20 protein-coding genes are annotated in these 19,620 nt (G+C 39.6%); 18 read left to right on the top strand and 2 right to left on the bottom strand.

The window, feature by feature from the left end:
* The first annotated feature begins 89 nt into the window (after positions 1-89).
* The 14 genes from K3T81_RS08340 to spoVM all read left to right on the top strand — a co-directional run bounded on the left by K3T81_RS08340 (position 90) and on the right by spoVM (position 13,544).
* Positions 90-971 carry a YicC/YloC family endoribonuclease gene (locus K3T81_RS08340; RefSeq protein ID WP_238019319.1) on the top strand — a complete coding sequence of 294 codons (882 nt, stop codon included), beginning with the start codon at positions 90-92 and terminating at the stop codon, positions 969-971.
* 108 nt (positions 972-1,079) lie between these two features.
* On the top strand, positions 1,080-1,343 hold the full coding sequence (remA, locus tag K3T81_RS08335) for an extracellular matrix/biofilm regulator RemA (protein WP_036573161.1): 264 nt from the start codon (positions 1,080-1,082) through the stop codon (positions 1,341-1,343).
* A 24-nt stretch (positions 1,344-1,367) separates the two neighbouring features.
* Positions 1,368-1,985: a guanylate kinase gene (gene gmk / locus K3T81_RS08330; RefSeq protein WP_106896607.1), complete on the top strand. Its 618-nt coding sequence runs from the start codon at positions 1,368-1,370 to the stop codon at positions 1,983-1,985.
* The gene (gene rpoZ, locus K3T81_RS08325) at positions 1,985-2,179 is read left to right on the top strand and encodes a DNA-directed RNA polymerase subunit omega (protein ID WP_106896608.1); all 195 of its coding nucleotides are present in this window, start codon (positions 1,985-1,987) and stop codon (positions 2,177-2,179) included. Before gmk ends, rpoZ begins: the two co-directional genes overlap by 1 nt.
* A 133-nt stretch (positions 2,180-2,312) precedes the next feature.
* Entirely contained in the window at positions 2,313-3,527 is a 1,215-nt protein-coding gene (gene coaBC / locus K3T81_RS08320; RefSeq protein ID WP_238019318.1) for a bifunctional phosphopantothenoylcysteine decarboxylase/phosphopantothenate--cysteine ligase CoaBC, read from the top strand.
* Positions 3,524-5,932 (top strand): primosomal protein N', encoded by a 2,409-nt coding sequence (gene priA / locus K3T81_RS08315; protein WP_238019317.1) that lies wholly within the window; start codon positions 3,524-3,526, stop codon positions 5,930-5,932. The genes coaBC and priA overlap by 4 nt, the downstream gene beginning before the upstream one ends.
* A 59-nt stretch (positions 5,933-5,991) precedes the next feature.
* Complete coding sequence (gene fmt / locus K3T81_RS08310) at positions 5,992-6,930, top strand: methionyl-tRNA formyltransferase (protein WP_106896611.1); 939 nt, start codon at positions 5,992-5,994, stop codon at positions 6,928-6,930.
* Positions 6,931-8,277, top strand: a complete 1,347-nt coding sequence (rsmB, locus tag K3T81_RS08305) for a 16S rRNA (cytosine(967)-C(5))-methyltransferase RsmB (protein WP_238019316.1) — start codon at positions 6,931-6,933, stop codon at positions 8,275-8,277. It abuts the gene before it with no gap.
* Positions 8,278-8,443: 166 nt separating this feature from the next.
* Complete coding sequence (locus tag K3T81_RS08300) at positions 8,444-9,199, top strand: Stp1/IreP family PP2C-type Ser/Thr phosphatase (protein WP_238019315.1); 756 nt, start codon at positions 8,444-8,446, stop codon at positions 9,197-9,199.
* Positions 9,199-11,229, top strand: a complete 2,031-nt coding sequence (gene pknB, locus K3T81_RS08295) for a Stk1 family PASTA domain-containing Ser/Thr kinase (RefSeq protein ID WP_238019313.1) — start codon at positions 9,199-9,201, stop codon at positions 11,227-11,229. Before K3T81_RS08300 ends, pknB begins: the two co-directional genes overlap by 1 nt.
* Complete coding sequence (rsgA, locus tag K3T81_RS08290; protein WP_238019311.1) at positions 11,230-12,114, top strand: ribosome small subunit-dependent GTPase A; 885 nt, start codon at positions 11,230-11,232, stop codon at positions 12,112-12,114.
* A gap of 1 nt (position 12,115) precedes the next feature.
* On the top strand, positions 12,116-12,772 hold the full coding sequence (rpe, locus tag K3T81_RS08285) for a ribulose-phosphate 3-epimerase (protein WP_238019309.1): 657 nt from the start codon (positions 12,116-12,118) through the stop codon (positions 12,770-12,772).
* A 4-nt stretch (positions 12,773-12,776) separates the two neighbouring features.
* Positions 12,777-13,430, top strand: a complete 654-nt coding sequence (locus tag K3T81_RS08280; RefSeq protein ID WP_238019307.1) for a thiamine diphosphokinase — start codon at positions 12,777-12,779, stop codon at positions 13,428-13,430.
* 30 nt (positions 13,431-13,460) lie between these two features.
* The gene (gene spoVM, locus K3T81_RS08275; RefSeq protein WP_036573131.1) at positions 13,461-13,544 is read left to right on the top strand and encodes a stage V sporulation protein SpoVM; all 84 of its coding nucleotides are present in this window, start codon (positions 13,461-13,463) and stop codon (positions 13,542-13,544) included.
* A 274-nt stretch (positions 13,545-13,818) separates the two neighbouring features.
* On the opposite strand, the gene rpmB is transcribed toward spoVM, so the two are convergent.
* Positions 13,819-14,007 carry a 50S ribosomal protein L28 gene (gene rpmB, locus K3T81_RS08270; protein ID WP_010649390.1) on the bottom strand — a complete coding sequence of 63 codons (189 nt, stop codon included), beginning with the start codon at positions 14,005-14,007 and terminating at the stop codon, positions 13,819-13,821.
* Positions 14,008-14,246: 239 nt separating this feature from the next.
* Here rpmB and K3T81_RS08265 point away from each other — a divergent pair, with 239 nt between their 5' ends.
* Complete coding sequence (locus tag K3T81_RS08265) at positions 14,247-14,609, top strand: Asp23/Gls24 family envelope stress response protein (RefSeq protein WP_036573128.1); 363 nt, start codon at positions 14,247-14,249, stop codon at positions 14,607-14,609.
* A 167-nt stretch (positions 14,610-14,776) separates the two neighbouring features.
* A complete protein-coding gene (locus tag K3T81_RS08260) occupies positions 14,777-16,438 on the top strand; it encodes a DAK2 domain-containing protein (protein ID WP_238019305.1) in 1,662 nt (553 codons plus the stop codon).
* 140 nt (positions 16,439-16,578) lie between these two features.
* Here K3T81_RS08260 and K3T81_RS08255 read toward each other — a convergent pair whose 3' ends face one another.
* The gene (locus K3T81_RS08255) at positions 16,579-17,862 is read right to left on the bottom strand and encodes an NCS2 family permease (protein ID WP_238019303.1); all 1,284 of its coding nucleotides are present in this window, start codon (positions 17,860-17,862) and stop codon (positions 16,579-16,581) included.
* 188 nt (positions 17,863-18,050) lie between these two features.
* On the opposite strand from K3T81_RS08255, the gene sdaAB reads away from it, so the two are divergent.
* Positions 18,051-18,713, top strand: coding sequence for an L-serine ammonia-lyase, iron-sulfur-dependent subunit beta (gene sdaAB / locus K3T81_RS08250; RefSeq protein ID WP_238019301.1), 663 nt, complete (start codon positions 18,051-18,053; stop codon positions 18,711-18,713).
* Between the two features lie 24 nt (positions 18,714-18,737).
* Positions 18,738-19,613, top strand: coding sequence for an L-serine ammonia-lyase, iron-sulfur-dependent, subunit alpha (gene sdaAA, locus K3T81_RS08245; protein WP_106896621.1), 876 nt, complete (start codon positions 18,738-18,740; stop codon positions 19,611-19,613).
* The last annotated feature ends 7 nt before the right edge of the window (positions 19,614-19,620 follow it).

The raw sequence follows: 19,620 nt of genomic DNA, 5'->3' as shown, positions 1-19,620 counted from the left end.
CGTTTTTAAGCAGGCGCTCTTCGCTTTTATATTATCTGTTTTCATTTTTGGTGAATCAAGGTATAATGGATAATAACGGATGTGATAGCATGTTAATAAGTATGACTGGTTATGGAAGCAATGTATCCGAATATTTGGACGGTACCATCAATGTAGAAATTCGTAGTGTAAACCATCGTTTTCTTGATTTTACTGCAAAGCTACCTCGCTCGATATCGATGATGGAGGATGAAATAAAGAAAGCAATACAATCTTTTTTTCAGAGAGGTAAAATAGAGGTTTCAATTCAAATAGCTGGCGGGCAAACGAACGCTAGGGAAGTACATACAGACTGGGCAGTGCTGGATCAGTATATGTCCCAGATGAAAATGGCCCAAGAACGATATGGCCTGTCTGGGAATGTATCAGTAGAAGCACTGCCCTTGTTGCCTGAAATTTTTACTGTTACAGAACAAGAGCCTTCTGCAAAAAATCTCCAAATCCCTATTTTAGAAGCAGTACGTATAGCTGCACGGCAGGCAAAGGAAATGAGATTGTCAGAAGGTAAGTTTTTGGAGGAAGATTTAAGAACTAGGCTTGAATTAGTAAAAAATACAATTCAAAACATCGAAGAACAGAGACCAGTTGTCATAAATGCTTACAAAGAGAGAATTTGGAATAGAATTGAGCAGCACTTGTCTGAAATAGATGGGATGGATTATGACAGGCTTCACCAGGAAGTTGTTTTATTGGGAGAAAAAGGGGATGTCACGGAAGAACTGACACGGCTATCCAGCCATGTGATCCATTTTCTTGAGACAATGGAAGAGCGAAGTGCCGTTGGCAGAAAACTTGACTTTATTATCCAGGAGATGCAACGAGAAGGAAATACGATTGGTGCTAAATCGAATGATCCCATTATAAGTGAGCATGTTGTTAATTTAAAAGGTGAACTAGAAAAAATAAAAGAACAAGTGCAGAATATTGAGTAATGCTTGAGTTTAATCTATCTTTTTTCATATAATAATTATATTATAAGGAATTGAACTTATAGCCTACTAATATAATAGAAGTTTATGCAATATTAAGGGGGAAGCAAGTTGAGTCTACGATTGATAAATATAGGGTTTGGGAATGTTGTTTCTGCTAATCGTGTTATATCGATTGTTTCACCAGAATCAGCGCCGATTAAACGTATTATTACGGTTGCCAGAGACAATAATAAATTAGTTGATGCTACCTATGGCAGAAGAACAAGAGCTGTTATTATAACAGACAGTGACCATGTAGTACTTTCAGCTGTCCAACCAGAGACAGTCGGGCAGCGCGTGCTGAGCCATGAAGAAATATCAGATGAGAATTAATGGATTTGTATAGGAGGAACAATTTTGATTGAAGAGAAGGGAATTTTATTTATACTTTCCGGGCCTTCTGGCGTAGGAAAGGGCACCGTTAGAAAAGAATTATTTGATCAGGCAACTGAGCTGAAGTATTCTATTTCGATGACTACAAGAAACAGTCGACCGGGAGAAACAGATGGTGTGGACTACTTTTTTAAGTCCAAAGAAGAATTTGAAGAGCTGATTCACCAAAACGAGCTGTTAGAATATGCTAAATATGTTAATAATTATTATGGTACACCAAGGACGTACGTGGAACAGACCTTAGCGGCTGGTTATGATGTCTTTTTGGAAATAGAAGTTCAGGGTGCCTTGCAAGTGAAAGAGAATTTCCCGGAAGGTGTATTTATCTTTCTTTTCCCGCCAAGTCTGGAAGAATTGAAAAATCGAATTGTTAGCCGTGGAACCGAATCATCTGATTTAGTTTTAAACCGTCTCAAGGAAGCAAGGAAAGAGATCGAAATGATGGATGCTTATGATTATGTCGTGGTTAATGACAAGGTAGAACACGCTGTAAGCAAAGTTCAATCTATTATTCAAAGTGAACATTTAAAGCGTGAACGTGTTGCAAAACAATATAAGAAATTACTGGAGGATGAGTTGTAATGTTAGAACCGTCAATTGATGCACTACAGGAGAAGATAAATTCCAAATATACCCTTGTAACACTTTCTGCAAGACGCGCAAGGCAAATGAGTGAAACGAACAAGGTATTGATTGATAATCCTAAATCACATAAATTTGTTGGAATGGCGCTGGAAGAAGTTCAGGCCGACAAACTTTTCATCACGGAAGAATAAACATTTAAGAAGTCTCCTCACATGGTCTGTTGAGGAGACTTTATTCATTGTGCGGCAATTCATATTAAAAGCGAAATAGGATTCGTATATGTTATAACTAATGTAGCGACTGTCGGGAAGGGGCGTATCATAAATGATGAAGGATAAAAAGATTTTACTTGGAGTCAGCGGTGGGATTGCTGCATACAAAGCCTGTGCACTCACTAGTAAGTTGACACAACAGGGAGCAATCGTGAAAGTGGTTATGACAAAAAGCGCGGTTGAATTTGTCTCCCCGCTAACGTTTCAAGCTCTCTCAAGGAATCCTGTCTATACGGATACGTTTGATGAAAAGGATCCGAGCAAAATAGCCCATATAGACTTAGCTGACTGGGCTGACTTTATTCTGTTGGCACCAGCGACTGCAAATGTTATCGGGAAATTGGCAAACGGTATTGCAGATGACATGCTTTCCACTATACTACTCGCAAGTGAGGCGCCGGTCTATATTGCACCTGCGATGAATGTACATATGTATGCACATCCGGCCGTTAGAAAAAACATGCAACAATTAGAATCATGGGGTTACCATTTTATAGAGCCTGGAGCCGGTTACTTGGCATGCGGGTATGTAGGAAAAGGTCGGTTAGAGGAGCCTGAAACGATCATTGAAACCATTACCCACCATCAACATGAAGAATTGATTGGCGATCTATCAGGAAAAAAAGTACTTATTTCAGCTGGACCTACACGAGAAATGGTAGACCCAGTTCGCTTTTTCACGAACAGATCCTCGGGAAAAATGGGATTTGCTCTGGCAGAGGCTGCAGCAGCGCAAGGAGCAGAAGTTACGCTTATTGCGGGACCTTCTGAGCAGGAACTGAAAGAGCAAAACATTCATCGGGTTAACGTTGTGACAGCAGCGGAAATGTATGAAGAAATGCATCGGCATTATGCTGCAAGTGATATTGTGATTAAGGCAGCAGCAGTGGCAGATTACAAACCAAAACACGTTTACACGGAAAAGATGAAAAAACAAGGTGGGAATTTACAACTAGAAATGGAACGGACCCAAGATATCCTGATGTCTTTAGGAAATAAAAAAGACAAGCAGTTTCTGGTTGGTTTTGCTGCAGAAACAAATGAACCACTAAAATATGGATTGCAAAAGCTACGTGCCAAAAATTTAGACGCCATTGTCATTAACAATGTTGCAGCACAAGGTGCTGGATTTGAAGGCGACACCAATATGGTGACATATGTAAATAAACAAGAGGATAAGAATGAAATTGGCTTAGCTACGAAGAAAGAGGTTGCGAAGACGATTATTCAACTTATCTTAAGAGATATGAAGGATGGGGCCATGTGAAAATAGCGAACGTAATCGTTGACGTCCCTGCCAGTTCGATAAACCAGACATTTGATTATCTGATCCCGGACAAATACTTGGATATTCTCCAGGTTGGAATGCGGGTCACTGTTCCTTTTGGTCCTCGTAAAATTATGGGGTTTGTTGTTGGAAAAGCAGCGCAATCTGAATTTAAAAAACTTCGTGAGATAGATCAGGTTCTTGATTTAACACCAGTATTGACCACAGAGTTACTGAATTTGGGTAAATGGGTGGCCAAGAATACCGTGAGCTTTTACATTACAGCATTACAAGCAATGCTACCACAAGTGCTGAAAGCGCAGTATAAAAAGGAGTTAGTCCGGGATACCGAAGAACAACTTTCAGAAGAGATGGAGCACCTTTTTGCTGGAAGGGATGTAATAGGCTATGAGGAGTTTGAAGGATCTACCATTAGTTATTATCAATTACAAAAGGCAGTACAGGATGGAGATATTGTTATAAAATACTTGGTCCATTCTAAAATAACAAAAAAGTATGTCACAATGGTTCAACCCGCAAAGGAACCTTACCTAATGGAAGAAGCTTTTCAGGATCTTTCAAAGCAGGCTGTTAAACAGCGCGAGCTACTCGCTTATTTTATTGAAAAACCTGAACCGGTGGAAAAGAAACTACTTTTAAAAAAATACCAAACGACTTCCAGTACGATTAAAACACTTGTTGATAAAGCATTACTTGAGACCAATCAGGTTGAGGTTTACCGAGATCCACATCAACAGCAGCAATTTAGTAAAACGACGGCATTAGATTTAACAGAGGAACAAAAAAGGGCCATTGCACCGATGAAGGAAAAAATAGCAAACAATGAACATGAGGTATTTCTGCTGCACGGTGTAACAGGGAGTGGAAAAACGGAGGTATATCTCCAAGCGATTCAGGATGTTATTCACAAAGGGCAAGAGGCTATTGTCCTTGTTCCAGAAATAGCTTTAACACCACAAATGGTTAATCGGTTTAAGGGTCGATTTGGCTCAAAGGTTGCCGTCATGCATAGCGCACTGTCGGCAGGTGAAAAATATGATGAGTGGCGACGCATTCACCAAAAGGAAGTACAAGTTGTGGTTGGTGCAAGGTCTGCCATTTTTGCTCCGTTTGAAAATATTGGAATTATTATTATTGACGAAGAACATGAAGGAACATACAAACAAGAGGATCAACCTAGGTATCATGCGAGAGATGTTGCTATTGAGCGCGGAAAGACCCATCATTGTCCAGTTGTTTTAGGTAGTGCTACCCCAACATTGGAAACCTTTGCCAGAGCGGAAAAAGGCGTATACCAGCTTGCCACCTTATCTAAAAGAACGAACCAAAAGGACATGCCAAAAGTTGATATTATTGATATGCGAGCAGAACTGCATGCTGGCAACCGAACGATGTTTTCCCGTGTATTAATGGAAAAAATGGAGCAATGTCTCGAAAAAGGAGAGCAAATCGTTTTGCTTCTTAACAGGCGGGGCTATTCCACCTTTGTAATGTGCCGGGACTGTGGTCATGTTAAAGAGTGTCCGCACTGTGATATTGCATTAACCTACCACAAAAATACAAATCATTTAAAATGCCATTACTGTTCGTATGAAGAACCAATGCCTACTGTGTGCCCGGAATGTGAGAGTGATTTAATTCGTTATTTTGGAACTGGAACACAACGAGTAGAGGAAGCCTTAACGAAGCTACTTCCTGAGGCAGGAATTATCCGAATGGATGTAGATACCACGAGGAGAAAAGGGTCGCATGAAAAACTTCTGCGGAAATTTGCTAATAAAGAGGCTAGCATTTTACTTGGGACCCAAATGATAGCTAAGGGACTGGATTTTGAAAATGTGACACTTGTAGGAGTTCTTACAGCAGATTCTATGTTGCATTTACCAGATTTTAGATCGTCAGAGAAAACCTTTCAGTTATTGACACAAGTAAGTGGCAGGGCAGGTAGGCATGAACTTACTGGTGAAGTTATTGTACAGACATATACACCAGATCACTATAGTATTGAACTTGCCAGTCAATATGACTTCGAGGGATTCTATAAGAAGGAAATGGCTACAAGAAGGACGTTTCAATATCCACCTTATTTCTTTTTGGCTCTTATAACAGTCTCACATCCAAATAAAGTCTCAGCAGCACAAACGACAAGTCACATTGTAAAAGATTTACTTCACAATGTTAGGAATAATACGGTAGTGCTAGGTCCTTCTCCATCTCCAATCCCACGGATAAAAGATAGATATAGGTACCAATGCATGATAAAATACAAAAATGAACCACATCTGCGGGAAATCATTTCAAGTATTATGGCTCATTTTAAAGAGGAAACCCAAAAAGGGGAACTACTTATTACAGTGGACATGCAACCACACCACCTAATGTAAACCATATTTAATGGGTGCAGAAACGTTTAACATATTATAAATAGAAAGAAGGGAACTAAATGAAACGAATCGTATTTATGGGAACACCGGATTTTTCCGTTCCCATCTTACATAACCTAGTGAAATCAGAGTATGAGGTAGTGCTTGCCGTAACTCAACCAGACAGACCGAAGGGGAGGAAGCGAGCTATCACGCCACCACCGGTTAAAGTCGAAGCAGAAAAACATGGCATTCCCGTCTATCAGCCTGAGAAATTAAGAGATAGCTATGAAGAAATTCTAGCTTATCAGCCTGATTTAATTGTTACAGCAGCATACGGCCAACTATTGCCAAACGCTCTGCTAGAGGGTCCAGAGTTTGGTTGCATAAATGTCCACGCATCTTTGCTTCCTGAGTTAAGAGGCGGCGCTCCAATTCATTATGCGATAATGCAAGGTAAAAAAGAAACAGGCATCACAATCATGTATATGGTGGAAAAGCTAGATGCTGGGGATATATTAACCCAACAATCCGTACCTATAGATGATAAGGATCATGTCGGTACTTTGCACGATAAGCTCTCTGAAGTGGGAACTACATTATTGATGGACACCTTACCACGTCTTTTTAATGGTGATATCAATCCTGTGAAGCAAGATGATGCAAAAGCAACCTTTGCTGGGAATATCAAGCGTGAACAGGAAAAAATTGATTGGCATAAGAACAGCTTGGAGATTTATAATCACATCCGGGGGCTTAATCCTTGGCCTGTAGCATTTACAACCTATCAAGGTTCAAATATGAAAGTCTGGTGGGGAGAAATACAGGACCAACATTATGATGGCAGCCCAGGAGAAATTGTAGAAAAAACAGAAGATGGGTTCCTTGTTGTATGTGGAGACGAAAAAGCGATTAAGATAACAGACATGCAACCAGCAGGAAAAAAACGGATGTCGGTTAAAGATTATTTACAAGGATCCGCCGAACGAATAAAAACAGGCACAGTATTGGGTGGTTAAATGAATAATTATTTACTAAGAGATACAGTTCTCGATATATTAATCCGTATTGAAAAGGACAATGGTTTCAGTCATTTATTAATTGACAATGAATTAAGGAAGCAAAAAATACAAGCTAAAGATGAGGGACTCCTAACTGAAATCGTGTATGGGACGATGCAATATAAGATAACGCTTGATTATTATCTACAGAATTTTATTGATAAACAAAAGAAGTTAGATCTATGGGTACGTATGCTTCTGCGAATGTCTGTTTATCAGATGGTTTATTTAGATAAGATCCCTGACCATGCTATCATCCATGAAGCTGTTGAACTGGCTAAACGCCGTGGGCATAAAGGGGTTGCTTCATTGGTTAATGGTGTTTTAAGAACGATACAACGTAAGGGAGTCGCCTCTACTTTTTTAATAAAAGATGATGTGAAACGTCTTTCTATCGAAACAAGTCATCCAGAATGGTTGGTAAGTCGTTGGGTATCTACCTATGGTTATGAAACTGTCGAAGAGATGTGTAAGAAAAATATAACTAGAAAGCATACCGCCATCAGGATCCAGCCGTTGAAGATTACAAGAAGTGAAGCAATGGATAGGCTCAGACAGGAAGGCTACGAGGTAAGTTCTTCTACATTATCTTCACAAGGAATAATCGTGGAAAAAGGAAATATTTTAAGGTCCTCTTTATTTAAAGACGGAGAAATTACCATTCAGGATCAAAGTTCCATGCTTGTAGGAGAGTTATTGCAAGCACAACCTGGTATGCAGGTCTTAGATGCTTGCAGTGCACCAGGAGGAAAAGCGACCCATATTGCGGAAAAAATGCTGAACAAGGGACGCATAGATGCTTATGATCTTCACAAAAAGAAAGCAAAAAGGATAGAGTACAAAGCATCAGACCTAGGTTTATCGATTATCCATGCATCAGCTCAAGATGCAAGAAGCTTGCAAGAAACACATGAACTTGAAAGTTTTGATCGCATTCTTGTTGACGCTCCATGCTCAGGCCTAGGAGTGATGCGAGGAAAGCCAGAAATAAAATATCATAAGCAAGAAGAAGATATAAAACGATTAGCTGATATTCAGCTTGAGATATTAGAAAGCACTGCACCCCTTCTTAAAAAAGATGGTTTGTTAATTTATAGCACATGTACTGTAGATGCAGCAGAAAATGAAGGTGTGGTGAAGTCATTTCTTGCAAATAACGCTTCTTATACAGTAGATAAGACCTTCTTTGATGAGCTTCCAGAAAGTTTAAAAGAAGCAAGAGGGATTACGTCCTATGGACTACAATTATTCCCGCAGGATGAAGATACGGATGGCTTCTTTTTGACACGGATTAAGCGAATTTAATCAATGAGTATTTAGAAATATTGGTTTGTAGAGAACTAAAATAATCGCTCCAACTATTACAGAAACATATAATACGTGACTTGATTAGAAAAAATGTTCTTTTTTACACTTATTTGTGTAATACTTGTTATAAATACTGATCCGTGAATGATGGAGGGGTGAAATAATGAAAGGTCAATTTATGACTGATCAGGGACTGGTCAGAAGCCATAATGAGGATGCAGGCGGTGTGTTTTATAATAAGCATGATCAGTTGCTTGCAGTCATAGCCGATGGGATGGGCGGTCACCAGGCAGGCGATGTTGCCAGTCGAATGGCAACATCTTTAATGGAGAAGGAGTGGCTGGAATCTGAACAATTGGACAACCCTGAAGCAGCAGAAGGGTGGCTTCAGACTGCTGTTGAGAAGATTAATCAGAAAGTATATGAACACTCTCTTACCAAGGAGGAGTGTCAAGGTATGGGTACTACTTTTGTGGTAGCCATATGCACGACGGATTTCATCACCGTTTCGAATATTGGGGATAGTCGTTGTTATATGCTTAGCGAGGATGGGTTCAAGCAAATAACGGTGGACCATTCACTTGTTAATGAACTTGTGCGTTCTGGACAAATTTCTAAGGATGATGCCGAACAGCATCCGAGAAAGAATGTTCTACTAAAAGCTTTAGGTACAGAGAAAACTGTTGTTCCAGAGATTATTTCACTAGGATGGGAAATGGGGAATAGCCTCCTTTTGTGTTCAGATGGATTATCTAATAAGGTCACGGACGAAGAACTACATCGATTTATTCTCGTTGATAATGATATCGAGCAAATAGAGAATGAAATGATCCGTTTAGCGAACGCTAGAGGTGGGGAAGACAATATCTCCGTCATCGTTGTAATGTACGATTCACCTGAGAAAGATGGTGATCGTTAATGTTAAGAAGAGGACACTTATTAAATGAACGTTATGAAATAATCGACACTATTGGTGGTGGCGGTATGGCAAACGTTTATTTAGCAAGAGATAAAATTCTTGAACGTGACGTGGCCATTAAAGTGCTCCGAATGGAATACGTAAACGACCAGGAATTTATTGCACGGTTTGATCGAGAAGCACAGTCAGCAACAAGTCTATCCCATCCGAATATTGTTAATATTTTTGACGTTGGGGAAGAGGACGATATTCTTTATATGGTGATGGAATACGTAGACGGAATGACTTTAAAGGAGTATGTCCAGCGATATGGACCACTTGCTGTTCAGGAAGCCTTAGATATCTTGAAGCAAATTACTGCTGCAATCGCACATGCTCATGCCAATGATATTGTGCATCGGGATATAAAGCCTCAAAATATTCTTATTGATACATATGGACAAGTAAAAGTAACTGATTTTGGAATTGCGATTGCCTTAAGTGCTACATCACTCACACAAACGAACTCTATTCTCGGTTCTGTACATTATCTTTCACCAGAGCAGGCTAGAGGAGGAATGGCAACAAAGAAATCAGATATTTACTCGATTGGTATTGTTTTATTTGAGCTACTTACAGGAAGGCTTCCTTTCTCAGGCCAATCTCCTGTTTCTATCGCCTTAAAACATTTACAAAGCGATACGCCTTCTGTACGAAGGTTTAATCAAGACGTACCGCAAAGCGTGGAAAATATTGTATTAAAGGCAACCGCAAAGGATCCATTTCATCGTTACGAAACAGTCTATGAAATGGAAGAAGCACTCGAAACAGCGTTACATCCGAGTAAATTAAATGAAGCGATATATAAACCACCTGTAGAAGCCGGGGAAGAGACAAAGGCTATCCCGATTATCACGGATAATCAGCTACATGATTCAAGTCAAGATACAATTGTCCATCAAACAAATAATATGACAAAAAATTATGCTGCAGAGGATAAAGCTGAAACCAATAATAAACCTGATAAAAAGAAAAAAGGAAAGAAAAATAAAAAAGACAAACCGAAGAAAAAGAAAAAATGGCTTATTATTTTACTTGTCTTATTTTTCTTAATGGTAGCTGGCGTGGCAGCGCTTTTTCTTATTCCTGGATGGCTTCAGCCTGCAGATGTAAAAGTTCCGGATGTTGCAGGTTTGGAGTATGAAGAGGCTGTAGATGAACTCGAAAAGGTTAATTTGAATACGAAGCGAGAATACGCAACTTCTGAAGATGTGGACGAAGGCTTTGTTATTGAAACAGAGCCAAAAGCGAATAGAACTGTGAAGGAAGAGTCTACGGTTACGATTCTAGTCAGTGACGGGAAAGAGAAAGAAGTTTTTGAGGACTATGTAGGTAGAGACTACAGTCAGGTGAAACGAATGCTAGAAGATGATTACAGTGAGGTTATCTCTTATGAGAAACATTCCGACCGTCCTGTTGGAGAGATCATTACGCAAATACAACCAGCTCCAGATAGTGAGGTAGTACCTGGAGAAACAAAGGTTATCTTTGAAGTTAGTGATGGACCAGAATTGGTAGAGATTAGCAATTTATCTGGTATGACAGAAGGAGAAGCAAGTGCTTATTTAGAAGAAAATAATCTTAAAATGAATAAAGTTGAAGAGAACTCTGAAGACATACCTGAAGGGGAAGTTATACGACAAGATCCTCCGGCAAATTCTGAAGTCGAACCGCGTTCTACGGTAAATGTATATATTTCAACTGGACCTGGAGAGAAGCCCCCAGTTACCCATCGTATAACGTTTACAGTTCCATATAGCGTGGAAGCAGAGCAGGAGGAAGGGGAAGAACCAGTAGAGCAAACGGTACAAATTTATATTGATGACATGGAAAATGACTTGTCAGAAGTGTACCGAGAAGAAACCATTACAGCTGATCAGGAATTTACATTTACACTGGTCATTGCACCTGATGATGAAGCAGAATACTTAATAAAACGGGACGATGAAGTGGTTACAAATAAAACGGTTTCGTATGAAGAAGGTGACTAAATGTCAGAAGGAAGAATTATTAAAGCCTTAAGTGGTTTCTATTATGTAAAAGTAGAAAATGGCGAAGTAATACAGTGCCGTGGCAGGGGGGTTTTTAGAAAAAGAAAAATTACCCCTCTTGTTGGGGACTTTGTAGTATTTGAAGCCGATTCACCTGATGAAGGTTATATTATTGAGATCAAACCAAGAGAAAATGAATTGGTCAGACCGCCTATAGCGAATATTGATCAGGCTATCATTGTAAATTCTGCCATTCAACCTGATTTTAGCACAACCCTTTTGGATCGATTTCTTGTGTTAATAGAGGCAAAGCACATCGAGCCAATTATCTTTATTTCAAAAATGGATCTGATTTCACCTGAAAAACAGAAGAGAATCGAAGCCTATCGGAATGACTATGAAAGAATTGGCTACAAGGTAGAATTAGTTTCCTCCAAGGCAAGCGGCGGAGTGTTGCCACTTAAAGACTATTTTTCTGAAGGTGTCACCGTGTTTGCTGGACAATCAGGTGTAGGGAAGTCTTCTATTCTCAATGCACTAAAACCCTCGTTGCTATTAAAAACCGCTGCCATATCAGAGAGCCTTGGTAGGGGAAAGCATACGACAAGGCATGTAGAACTGGTTCAGGTGAACAAAGGGCTAGTAGCTGACACGCCAGGATTTAGTGCGCTTGATTTTCAGGAAATTGAGGCAGAAGACCTTAGTGACTGTTTTCCCGAGATGCGCTCAAGGAAAGGTGCATGTAAGTTCCGTGGTTGCATGCATCATAAGGAGCCACGCTGTGCGGTAAAAGAAGGTGTGGAAAACGGAGAAATTAGCCCGTATCGTTACAAGCATTATCTTACTTTTTTAGAAGAAATTCAATCGAGAAAGCCGAGGTATTAGTATGGTAAAGATAGCACCATCAATCCTCTCAGCTGATTTTGCCAAACTGGGAGAAGAAATAAAAGAAGTAGAAAATGGAGGGGCGGACTATATTCATGTCGATGTGATGGATGGCCATTATGTGCCAAATATTACTATTGGCCCACTAATTGTAGAGGCTATAAGACCAATCACATCCCTTCCGCTTGATGTCCATCTTATGATAGAGAATCCAGACAGCTATATACCAGCATTCGCTAATGCTGGCGCGGATATCATTACAGTCCACCAAGAGGCAAGCCAACACTTACACCGTTCTATCCAACTCATTAAAGACAATGGTGTAAAAGCAGGTGTAGTGATAAACCCTGCTACACCTGTCGAAATGCTTTATCCGATTTTGCCAGAAGTAGATCTAGTTTTACTTATGTCAGTTAACCCTGGGTTTGGTGGCCAGTCGTTTATTCCGTCTACCGTTGAGCGAATTAAACAGGTGGCAGATTTTAGAAAAACACATAACCTATCGTTTGAAATAGAGGTGGATGGAGGCATTAATGCCATGACAGCAAAACAATGTACAGATGTTGGGGCAGATGTATTGGTTGCTGGCAGTGCAGTTTTTAATCCAACTAATCGACATGAAGCCATCTTAGAAATTAAAGATGCCGTGAAGGAATAAGAGAATGACAGCAATTGGTATCATTGGAAATGGACCTCAGAACTACCCGGATTTCTCGCCATTCAAGGAAGTAATCGATTTTTGGATTGCCGCTGATAGAGGCGCTTTGGCTTTACTGGATCATAATATTCCGATAGATCTAGCGATCGGAGATTTTGATTCTATTACAGAAGTCGAAAAAGAACATGTCAGACTACATGCGAAGCAATTTGAGGAATATCCGGCGGAGAAGGATGAAACAGACTTAGAACTTGCTCTCCTCAAGGCATTGGAAAAGCACCCTGAATGTCTCTATCTTTTCGGCGTGACAGGAGGCCGTCTGGATCACGAGATGATTAACATCCAGTTACTGCATACCATTACTGAAAGTGGCGTGCATGGCATGATTGTCGATCAATCCAATTTGGTGGAATTATATAAACCTGGAGAGTATACCGTAGAAGACAGTGCGTTATACGCTAATATTTCGTTTATCCCTTTCTCTCCAACAATTAAAGGGTTGACGTTAAATGGCTTCTATTATCCCTTATCAGATAAAACGGTAGCATGGGGATCCACCCTATGTATTTCAAACAGACTTATTAGAAATATTGGTACTTTTTCTTTTACAGAAGGCATACTATTACTAATAAAGAGTCGTGATACGATTCAAAGGTAAGCTGTGCATGTAGAAGAGGAGGGCGAACTCATGAAATTTTATACTATTAAGCTCCCAAGATTTATCGGTGGTTTTGTCAAAGTGGTTATTGGTGTGTTCAAAAAGGATAAGTAAAACATTTTAGCTTTTGTCAGTAGATTGACAGAAGCTGATTTTTTTGCACGCTAGTAAACCATGAAAATGGTCTGTTTACTACTGTAAAACAGGATGGGTGTTTTGACAAATGGCTCAAAGCATTAAGTGTACCCTTTATGCTTTGATTCTTGTTGGACGTATTTGCAAGGACATGCTGTTATCTACAGAAAACTAGTATTATAGCAATAAAAAAACACCCTGTTAATAGGGTGTTTTTTCTATCGTACAATTCCAGTTCTGTATGACACGTAAGTTATACGCGCTCTACTTTACCTGATTTAAGTGCGCGTGCAGATACGTAAACTTTTTTAGGTTTTCCGTCTACCATGATACGTACTTTTTGTACATTAGCTTTCCAATTTCGCTTGTTGGAATTCATAGCGTGAGAACGTTGGTTTCCACTGCGTGTCTGGCGTCCAGTTACAACACATTTTCTAGCCATGCAAATCCCTCCTTACTGTTTACATGTGTCATTTCATACTTATACAATTTACCATAAGTCACGAGAGAATGCAATAATTGTTTTATATTATATAAAGAATAATCACTTGACAGATTAGTGTAATTCGTCCATTGTTATAGAGGACATTTTTACATATTATGAACTCTGCTTTTAAAATGATTCGGCATGTAGTAGAATATGCTTATATAATTGTGTAGGTATTAAAGGAGGATTATGTTATGTCCATAGAGCTTAATACAAATGATGGTCATGTAACCATAACAAATGAAGTTATTTCTACAATCGCCGGTGGCGCTGCAATAGAGTGTTACGGAATTGTTGGGATGGCCTCTAAAAGTCAAATTAGAGATGGTATCGCAGAAATTCTACGAAAAGAGAACTTTTCTAAAGGTGTAGTAGTTCGCCAGGAAAATGAGAGACTGGATATAGATATGTATATTATTGTAAGCTATGGAACAAAGATCTCAGTCGTAGCGCATAATGTACAATCACAGGTGAAGTATACACTTAGTCAATCACTTGGTTTAGCGATTGATTCTGTTAACATCTTCGTACAAGGTGTACGGGTTGCACAAGATTAAGAAAACAAATTAAAAAATTCGAAAAGCTAGCATCGAACAATTGCGTATGATTTGTGTTTCGCCAGCGCTTCAAGCAGATTTTAGCACTTACTGACCTTCCATGTGGCAATTGAAGTGTCAGAACGCTCGTTAGCGCTCACGCTTTTGTTTCAAGAGGAGGAAGTATAGTGACAATAAAAAATTTGGATGGCATTACATTTGCTCAAATGGTATTGGCCGGAGCGCACCATTTATCAAATAATGCACAAAAGATAGATGCATTAAATGTATTTCCAGTACCAGATGGGGATACTGGTACTAACATGAACTTATCAATGAGCTCTGGGGCAGCTGAGGTAAAGAAGCAAAACAGTGAAAACATTTCTGAGGTTGCTAATTCTTTTGCCAAAGGCTTGTTAATGGGGGCAAGAGGTAATTCAGGTGTTATTTTATCCCAAATATTCCGTGGCTTTTCCAAAGGAATGGAAAAAAAGGAAACCGTAACAACAAAGGACCTAGCAAAGGCTTTTGATACTGGTGTTTCTACAGCTTATAAAGCAGTAATGAAGCCAGTAGAGGGTACTATTCTTACTGTCGCAAAAGATGCAGCAAAACAAGCTGTTAAGGTGGCAGAAAAGGAAGAGGACATTATCCAATTAATGGAGAGTGTTATAACAGAAGCGAAAGCCTCTTTGAAACGCACACCAGATCTCTTGCCTGTTTTAAAAGAAGTTGGTGTTGTGGATTCAGGTGGGCAGGGCTTAGTCACGGTATATGAAGGTTTCCTTTCTGTATTAAAGGGTGAGGAGCTGCCTGAGCATATTACTGAAATTGAAATGGACGATATGGTTAATGCAGAGCACCATAAGATCACGCAAGACTTTATGGATACATCTGATATCGAATTTGGTTACTGTACAGAATTTATGGTTAAATTTGAAGATGAAAAGCTTGAAAAACAACCATTTAATGAAGAGGATTTCCGTAATGAGCTAAGTAAACACGGAGATTCACTCCTTGTAGTTTCCGATGAGGAAATCGTAAAAGTGCATATCCATGCGGAATATCCAGGCACATGTATGACGCTTGGTCAGCGTTATGGTAGCTTAATTAATATGAAGATCGAAAACATGAGAGAGCAACACACAGCCATTGTTGGAAACAAGACCTCTGAGCCTAAAGAGAAGAAACTAACAGAGTATGGAATTGTAACAGTTGCAATGGGCGAAGGAATAAAGACGCTACTTGAAAGTTTAGGCGCAACCGTTGTAATTGAAGGCGGACAAACTATGAATCCAAGCACACAGGACATAGCAAACGCTATTAAGGAAACAAACGCTAAAAATGTGCTTGTTCTTCCAAATAATAAAAACATCTTAATGGCAGCAGATCAGGCTGCTGAACTAGCTGACGTGAATGTTCGTGTTATCCCAACCAAAACAATTCCGCAGGGGATCAGTGCTATGCTTGCATTTCATCCTGAGTCGGATATTGATGGGAATAAAGAGGCAATGGATGAAGCAAGAAGCCATGTGAAAACAGGGCAGGTTACCTATGCAGTTCGCGATACGCAAATAGATGGTATCACGATCGAGAATGGTAACTTCATGGGTATTCTTGATGGTAAAATTAAGGCTACACATAAAGAAAAAATGGAAGCAGTGAAATTACTATTACAGGAAATGATCTCAGAAGACGACGAAATTCTCACCATTCTACAAGGTGAAGATGTAGCAGATCAGGACGTAGAAGAACTGACAAGTTACGTGGAAGAAAAATATGAAGATATTGAGATTGAAGTACACAAAGGTAACCAACCAATATACTCTTATATTTTCTCAGTCGAATAAATAAACTAAAAAAATCGCTCTTCTTCCAAACGGAATTTGAGCGATTTTTTTTAGTTTTAATGTTTTATGAAGAAAAACAAAACATATCACAATTTTAATTATAATAAGCCACAGCTATAAAAAACATCTTATTTATATCTTTATATTCCCATAATCTTCATGACGAAGTCAAATAGGAATAGAGCTGCTATAATTATTAAAGGAATCGAAAGTTCTTTTGGTTTGCCAGTCGCTATTTTTACAATAGGATATGCGATAAAACCAAAAGCCATACCATCTGCTATACTGTAGGAGAATGGAATCATCGCTACAATAAGCAGTGCCGGAAGGCTTTCTGACAAATCACTTACACGTATGTGTCGAATGTTTTGTACCATTAGAAAACCGACAATAATTAAAATCGGACTTAAAGCAGAATTTGGTATCATTGTAATAAAAGGAATTAAGAACAATGTTGCCAAAAACAACAGACCTGCTGTTATTGCTGCTATTCCAGCTCTTCCCTTTGAAGCAATGACAGCTGCATTTTCAGCAGCCGAAACTGTTGGTGAAGTCCCTAGAAAAGCAGAAGCTACCGTAGAGAAAGCTGTTGCCTTGTATGCTTTGTCGTATGCTTTTTCCTTATCAAGCATTTGTAGCTGCCCGTTTAGTAATCCCATATTTTCAAATATGAGAATGATCGCTAAAGGAAAAACTGCCAGCCAGAAACTCAAATCCCCGATTGCTGAAAAGGATGGTAAGAAAATAACTTCTTTCGGATCCACATGAAGCGCATTGCTTCCATTTTCCAAGACTCCAAAAAGTGAAGCGAGGATAGTGCCAGCAATCATAGTTACAAGAAAGTTTGCAGGTACATTTCTGACGAAAAGAAAAATAGCCAGAAATAACGTAAGCAAACTAACAAGAAATGTTGGTGAGGTGAAATCGCCAAACGCTAGAATAGTGTTTTGACCATTGACCACAAGTCCACTTTTCTCTAAGCCAATTAGAATTAAGAAAAAACCAAGCCCAACAGTGATGCCATGCTTTAATGAATCTGGTATCGCTTCTTTGAGAAGTATTCCCAGTCGGCTGAAAGCAGTTAGCAAAAATAAAAAGCCAGCAACAAGCACAACTGCTAGTCCTTCTTCAAATGTAAGGTTGGTTCCTTCGACAATGGAGTAGGCAAATAAAGCATTAATACCCATGCCTGGTATCAGGATCAAAGGAACACCTGCATACACTCCCATTAACATGGTACCTAAAAAACTAACGAGAATAGTGGCAATCATACCAGCTTCCAGAGAAACTCCAGCCTCGCTTAGAATGGAGCCATTTACTACAACAATATATACGGTGGTTAAATATCCAATTAACCCAGCAACAATTTCTGTACGAAGACTAAGTTTCTCTTTTTTATCTGGTCTTTCATTCGAAAAAGCCATGATATCTCCTCATCGTACTTACATCCCTCTCCCACCCGATTATGGCAAGGAAGATGAGTACTGCTGAAGTTCCCTTCAACTAATTACTCTGTCGTACTTTGCCTGTAATCCACAAATGATTATTCTACACTTTTTTGTTATAATTTACAATAGAACGATAACCTATACGTTAAAATGGCGGTGAGATAATGAAATATAATTCAGTCTTTGATATTATTGGTCCGGTGATGATTGGGCCGTCAAGTTCACATACAGCAGGTGCAGCTCGCATTGGGAAAGCTGCACGAAATCTATTTGGTCAAGAGCCAACATGGGCAAAAATACATCTCTATGAGTCTTTTGCCAAGACCTATAAGGGTCATGGCACAGACTTTGCGCTTGTAGGCGGGTTACTTGGCTATGAAGCCGACGATAAAAGGATTAGTAAATCACTAGAAACAGCGAAGGAACGCAATATAACTGTTGAATTCATCGAAGATAGCGCTGCAGTGAGTCATCCCAATACAGCTAGATTAATTATTGGGAATGCATCTGGATCACTTGAGCTTGTCGGTATATCAATTGGTGGCGGTAAAGTGGAGATTACGGAGCTAAATGGTTTTGATCTGAGGCTATCAGGAAATCATCCAGCTATCTTGATTATGCATAATGATCGCTTTGGTGCCATAGCCTCTGTTACAAGGATATTAGCTAAATACGAAATAAATATTGGACATATGGAAGTTAACCGTAAAGATGTTGGAAAAGAAGCGTTGATGGTAATTGAAGTAGATCAAAATGTGGGGGATGCTGTTCTGAAGGAATTAGAAAGCGCTGACCATATAGTAAGAATAGCAAAAATTGACAGCTAGGTCTGTCGAGAAGGAGGGATCCACGTGTTTCGAACAGTAAAGGAATTAGTGGAGATAGCTGAAACGGAAGAAATTCAATTGTCCGAAGTCATGATAAGACAGGAAATGGACGTGAAAAATAAATCCCGTGAAGAAATATATGAGGAAATGGAAAGAAATCTTCAGGTAATGGAAAAGGCGATCGAGGATGCGTTGCAAGGAGTTCAGTCGGTTACTGGCCTTACAGGCGGGGATGCGGTTTTAATTCAAAAGTATATGAAAGAAAAAAATCCGCTTTCAGGAAATTTAATGCTTGATGCAGTAAGTAAAGCGATGGGCACAAATGAAGTAAATGCAGCCATGGGTACAATTTGCGCTACTCCTACTGCGGGTAGTGCGGGTTGTGTGCCAGGCGCGCTTTTTGCTGTGAAAGAGCAGTTAAACCCAACTCGCGAACAAATGATTCGCTTTCTATTTACAGCGGGAGCATTTGGCTTTGTTGTTGCAAATAACGCTTTTATTTCAGGGGCTGCAGGAGGCTGCCAAGCAGAGGTAGGATCAGCCGGTGCGATGGCAGCAGCAGCTATAGTTGAAATGGCTGGCGGTACTCCGCAGCAGTCTTCAGATGCTTTTGCAATGACACTGAAAAATATGCTGGGCTTGGTTTGTGATCCGGTTGCAGGTTTGGTTGAGGTTCCTTGTGTTAAACGTAATGCAGCAGGCTCATCCTTAGCAATTGTCTCAGCGGATATGGCCTTAGCCGGTGTAACAAGTCGTATTCCGTGTGATGAAGTAATAGGCGCCATGTACCGAATTGGAAAGCAAATGCCTTCTAGTTTAAGAGAAACAGGGGAAGGCGGGTTAGCGGATACGCCGACTGGACGGTTATTAAAAGAAAAAATATTTGGTATGTCTGTATAGGAAGTGT

The sequence above is a fragment of the Oceanobacillus jordanicus genome (assembly GCF_022095695.1).
GTDB classification, from domain to species: Bacteria; Bacillota; Bacilli; order Bacillales; family Amphibacillaceae; genus Oceanobacillus_B; species Oceanobacillus_B jordanicus.
The sequence above is the reverse complement of the archived record's forward strand: the minus strand, read 5'-3'. Positions and strand labels throughout refer to the sequence as shown.

Excerpts from the sequence above, each read along its gene's own strand:
- rsgA (WP_238019311.1), top strand. The coding sequence starts at position 11,230 with ATGTCAGAAGGAAGAATTATTAAAGCCTTAAGTGGTTTCTATTATGTA.
- K3T81_RS08300 (WP_238019315.1), top strand. The coding sequence starts at position 8,444 with ATGAAAGGTCAATTTATGACTGATCAGGGACTGGTCAGAAGCCATAAT.
- rpoZ (WP_106896608.1), top strand. The coding sequence starts at position 1,985 with ATGTTAGAACCGTCAATTGATGCACTACAGGAGAAGATAAATTCCAAA.
- pknB (WP_238019313.1), top strand. The coding sequence starts at position 9,199 with ATGTTAAGAAGAGGACACTTATTAAATGAACGTTATGAAATAATCGAC.
- spoVM (WP_036573131.1), top strand. The coding sequence starts at position 13,461 with ATGAAATTTTATACTATTAAGCTCCCAAGATTTATCGGTGGTTTTGTC.
- rpe (WP_238019309.1), top strand. The coding sequence starts at position 12,116 with ATGGTAAAGATAGCACCATCAATCCTCTCAGCTGATTTTGCCAAACTG.
- K3T81_RS08255 (WP_238019303.1), bottom strand. The coding sequence starts at position 17,862 with ATGGCTTTTTCGAATGAAAGACCAGATAAAAAAGAGAAACTTAGTCTT.
- K3T81_RS08280 (WP_238019307.1), top strand. The coding sequence starts at position 12,777 with ATGACAGCAATTGGTATCATTGGAAATGGACCTCAGAACTACCCGGAT.
- K3T81_RS08265 (WP_036573128.1), top strand. The coding sequence starts at position 14,247 with ATGTCCATAGAGCTTAATACAAATGATGGTCATGTAACCATAACAAAT.
- coaBC (WP_238019318.1), top strand. The coding sequence starts at position 2,313 with ATGATGAAGGATAAAAAGATTTTACTTGGAGTCAGCGGTGGGATTGCT.
- fmt (WP_106896611.1), top strand. The coding sequence starts at position 5,992 with ATGAAACGAATCGTATTTATGGGAACACCGGATTTTTCCGTTCCCATC.
- sdaAB (WP_238019301.1), top strand. The coding sequence starts at position 18,051 with ATGAAATATAATTCAGTCTTTGATATTATTGGTCCGGTGATGATTGGG.
- K3T81_RS08340 (WP_238019319.1), top strand. The coding sequence starts at position 90 with ATGTTAATAAGTATGACTGGTTATGGAAGCAATGTATCCGAATATTTG.
- rsmB (WP_238019316.1), top strand. The coding sequence starts at position 6,931 with ATGAATAATTATTTACTAAGAGATACAGTTCTCGATATATTAATCCGT.
- rpmB (WP_010649390.1), bottom strand. The coding sequence starts at position 14,007 with ATGGCTAGAAAATGTGTTGTAACTGGACGCCAGACACGCAGTGGAAAC.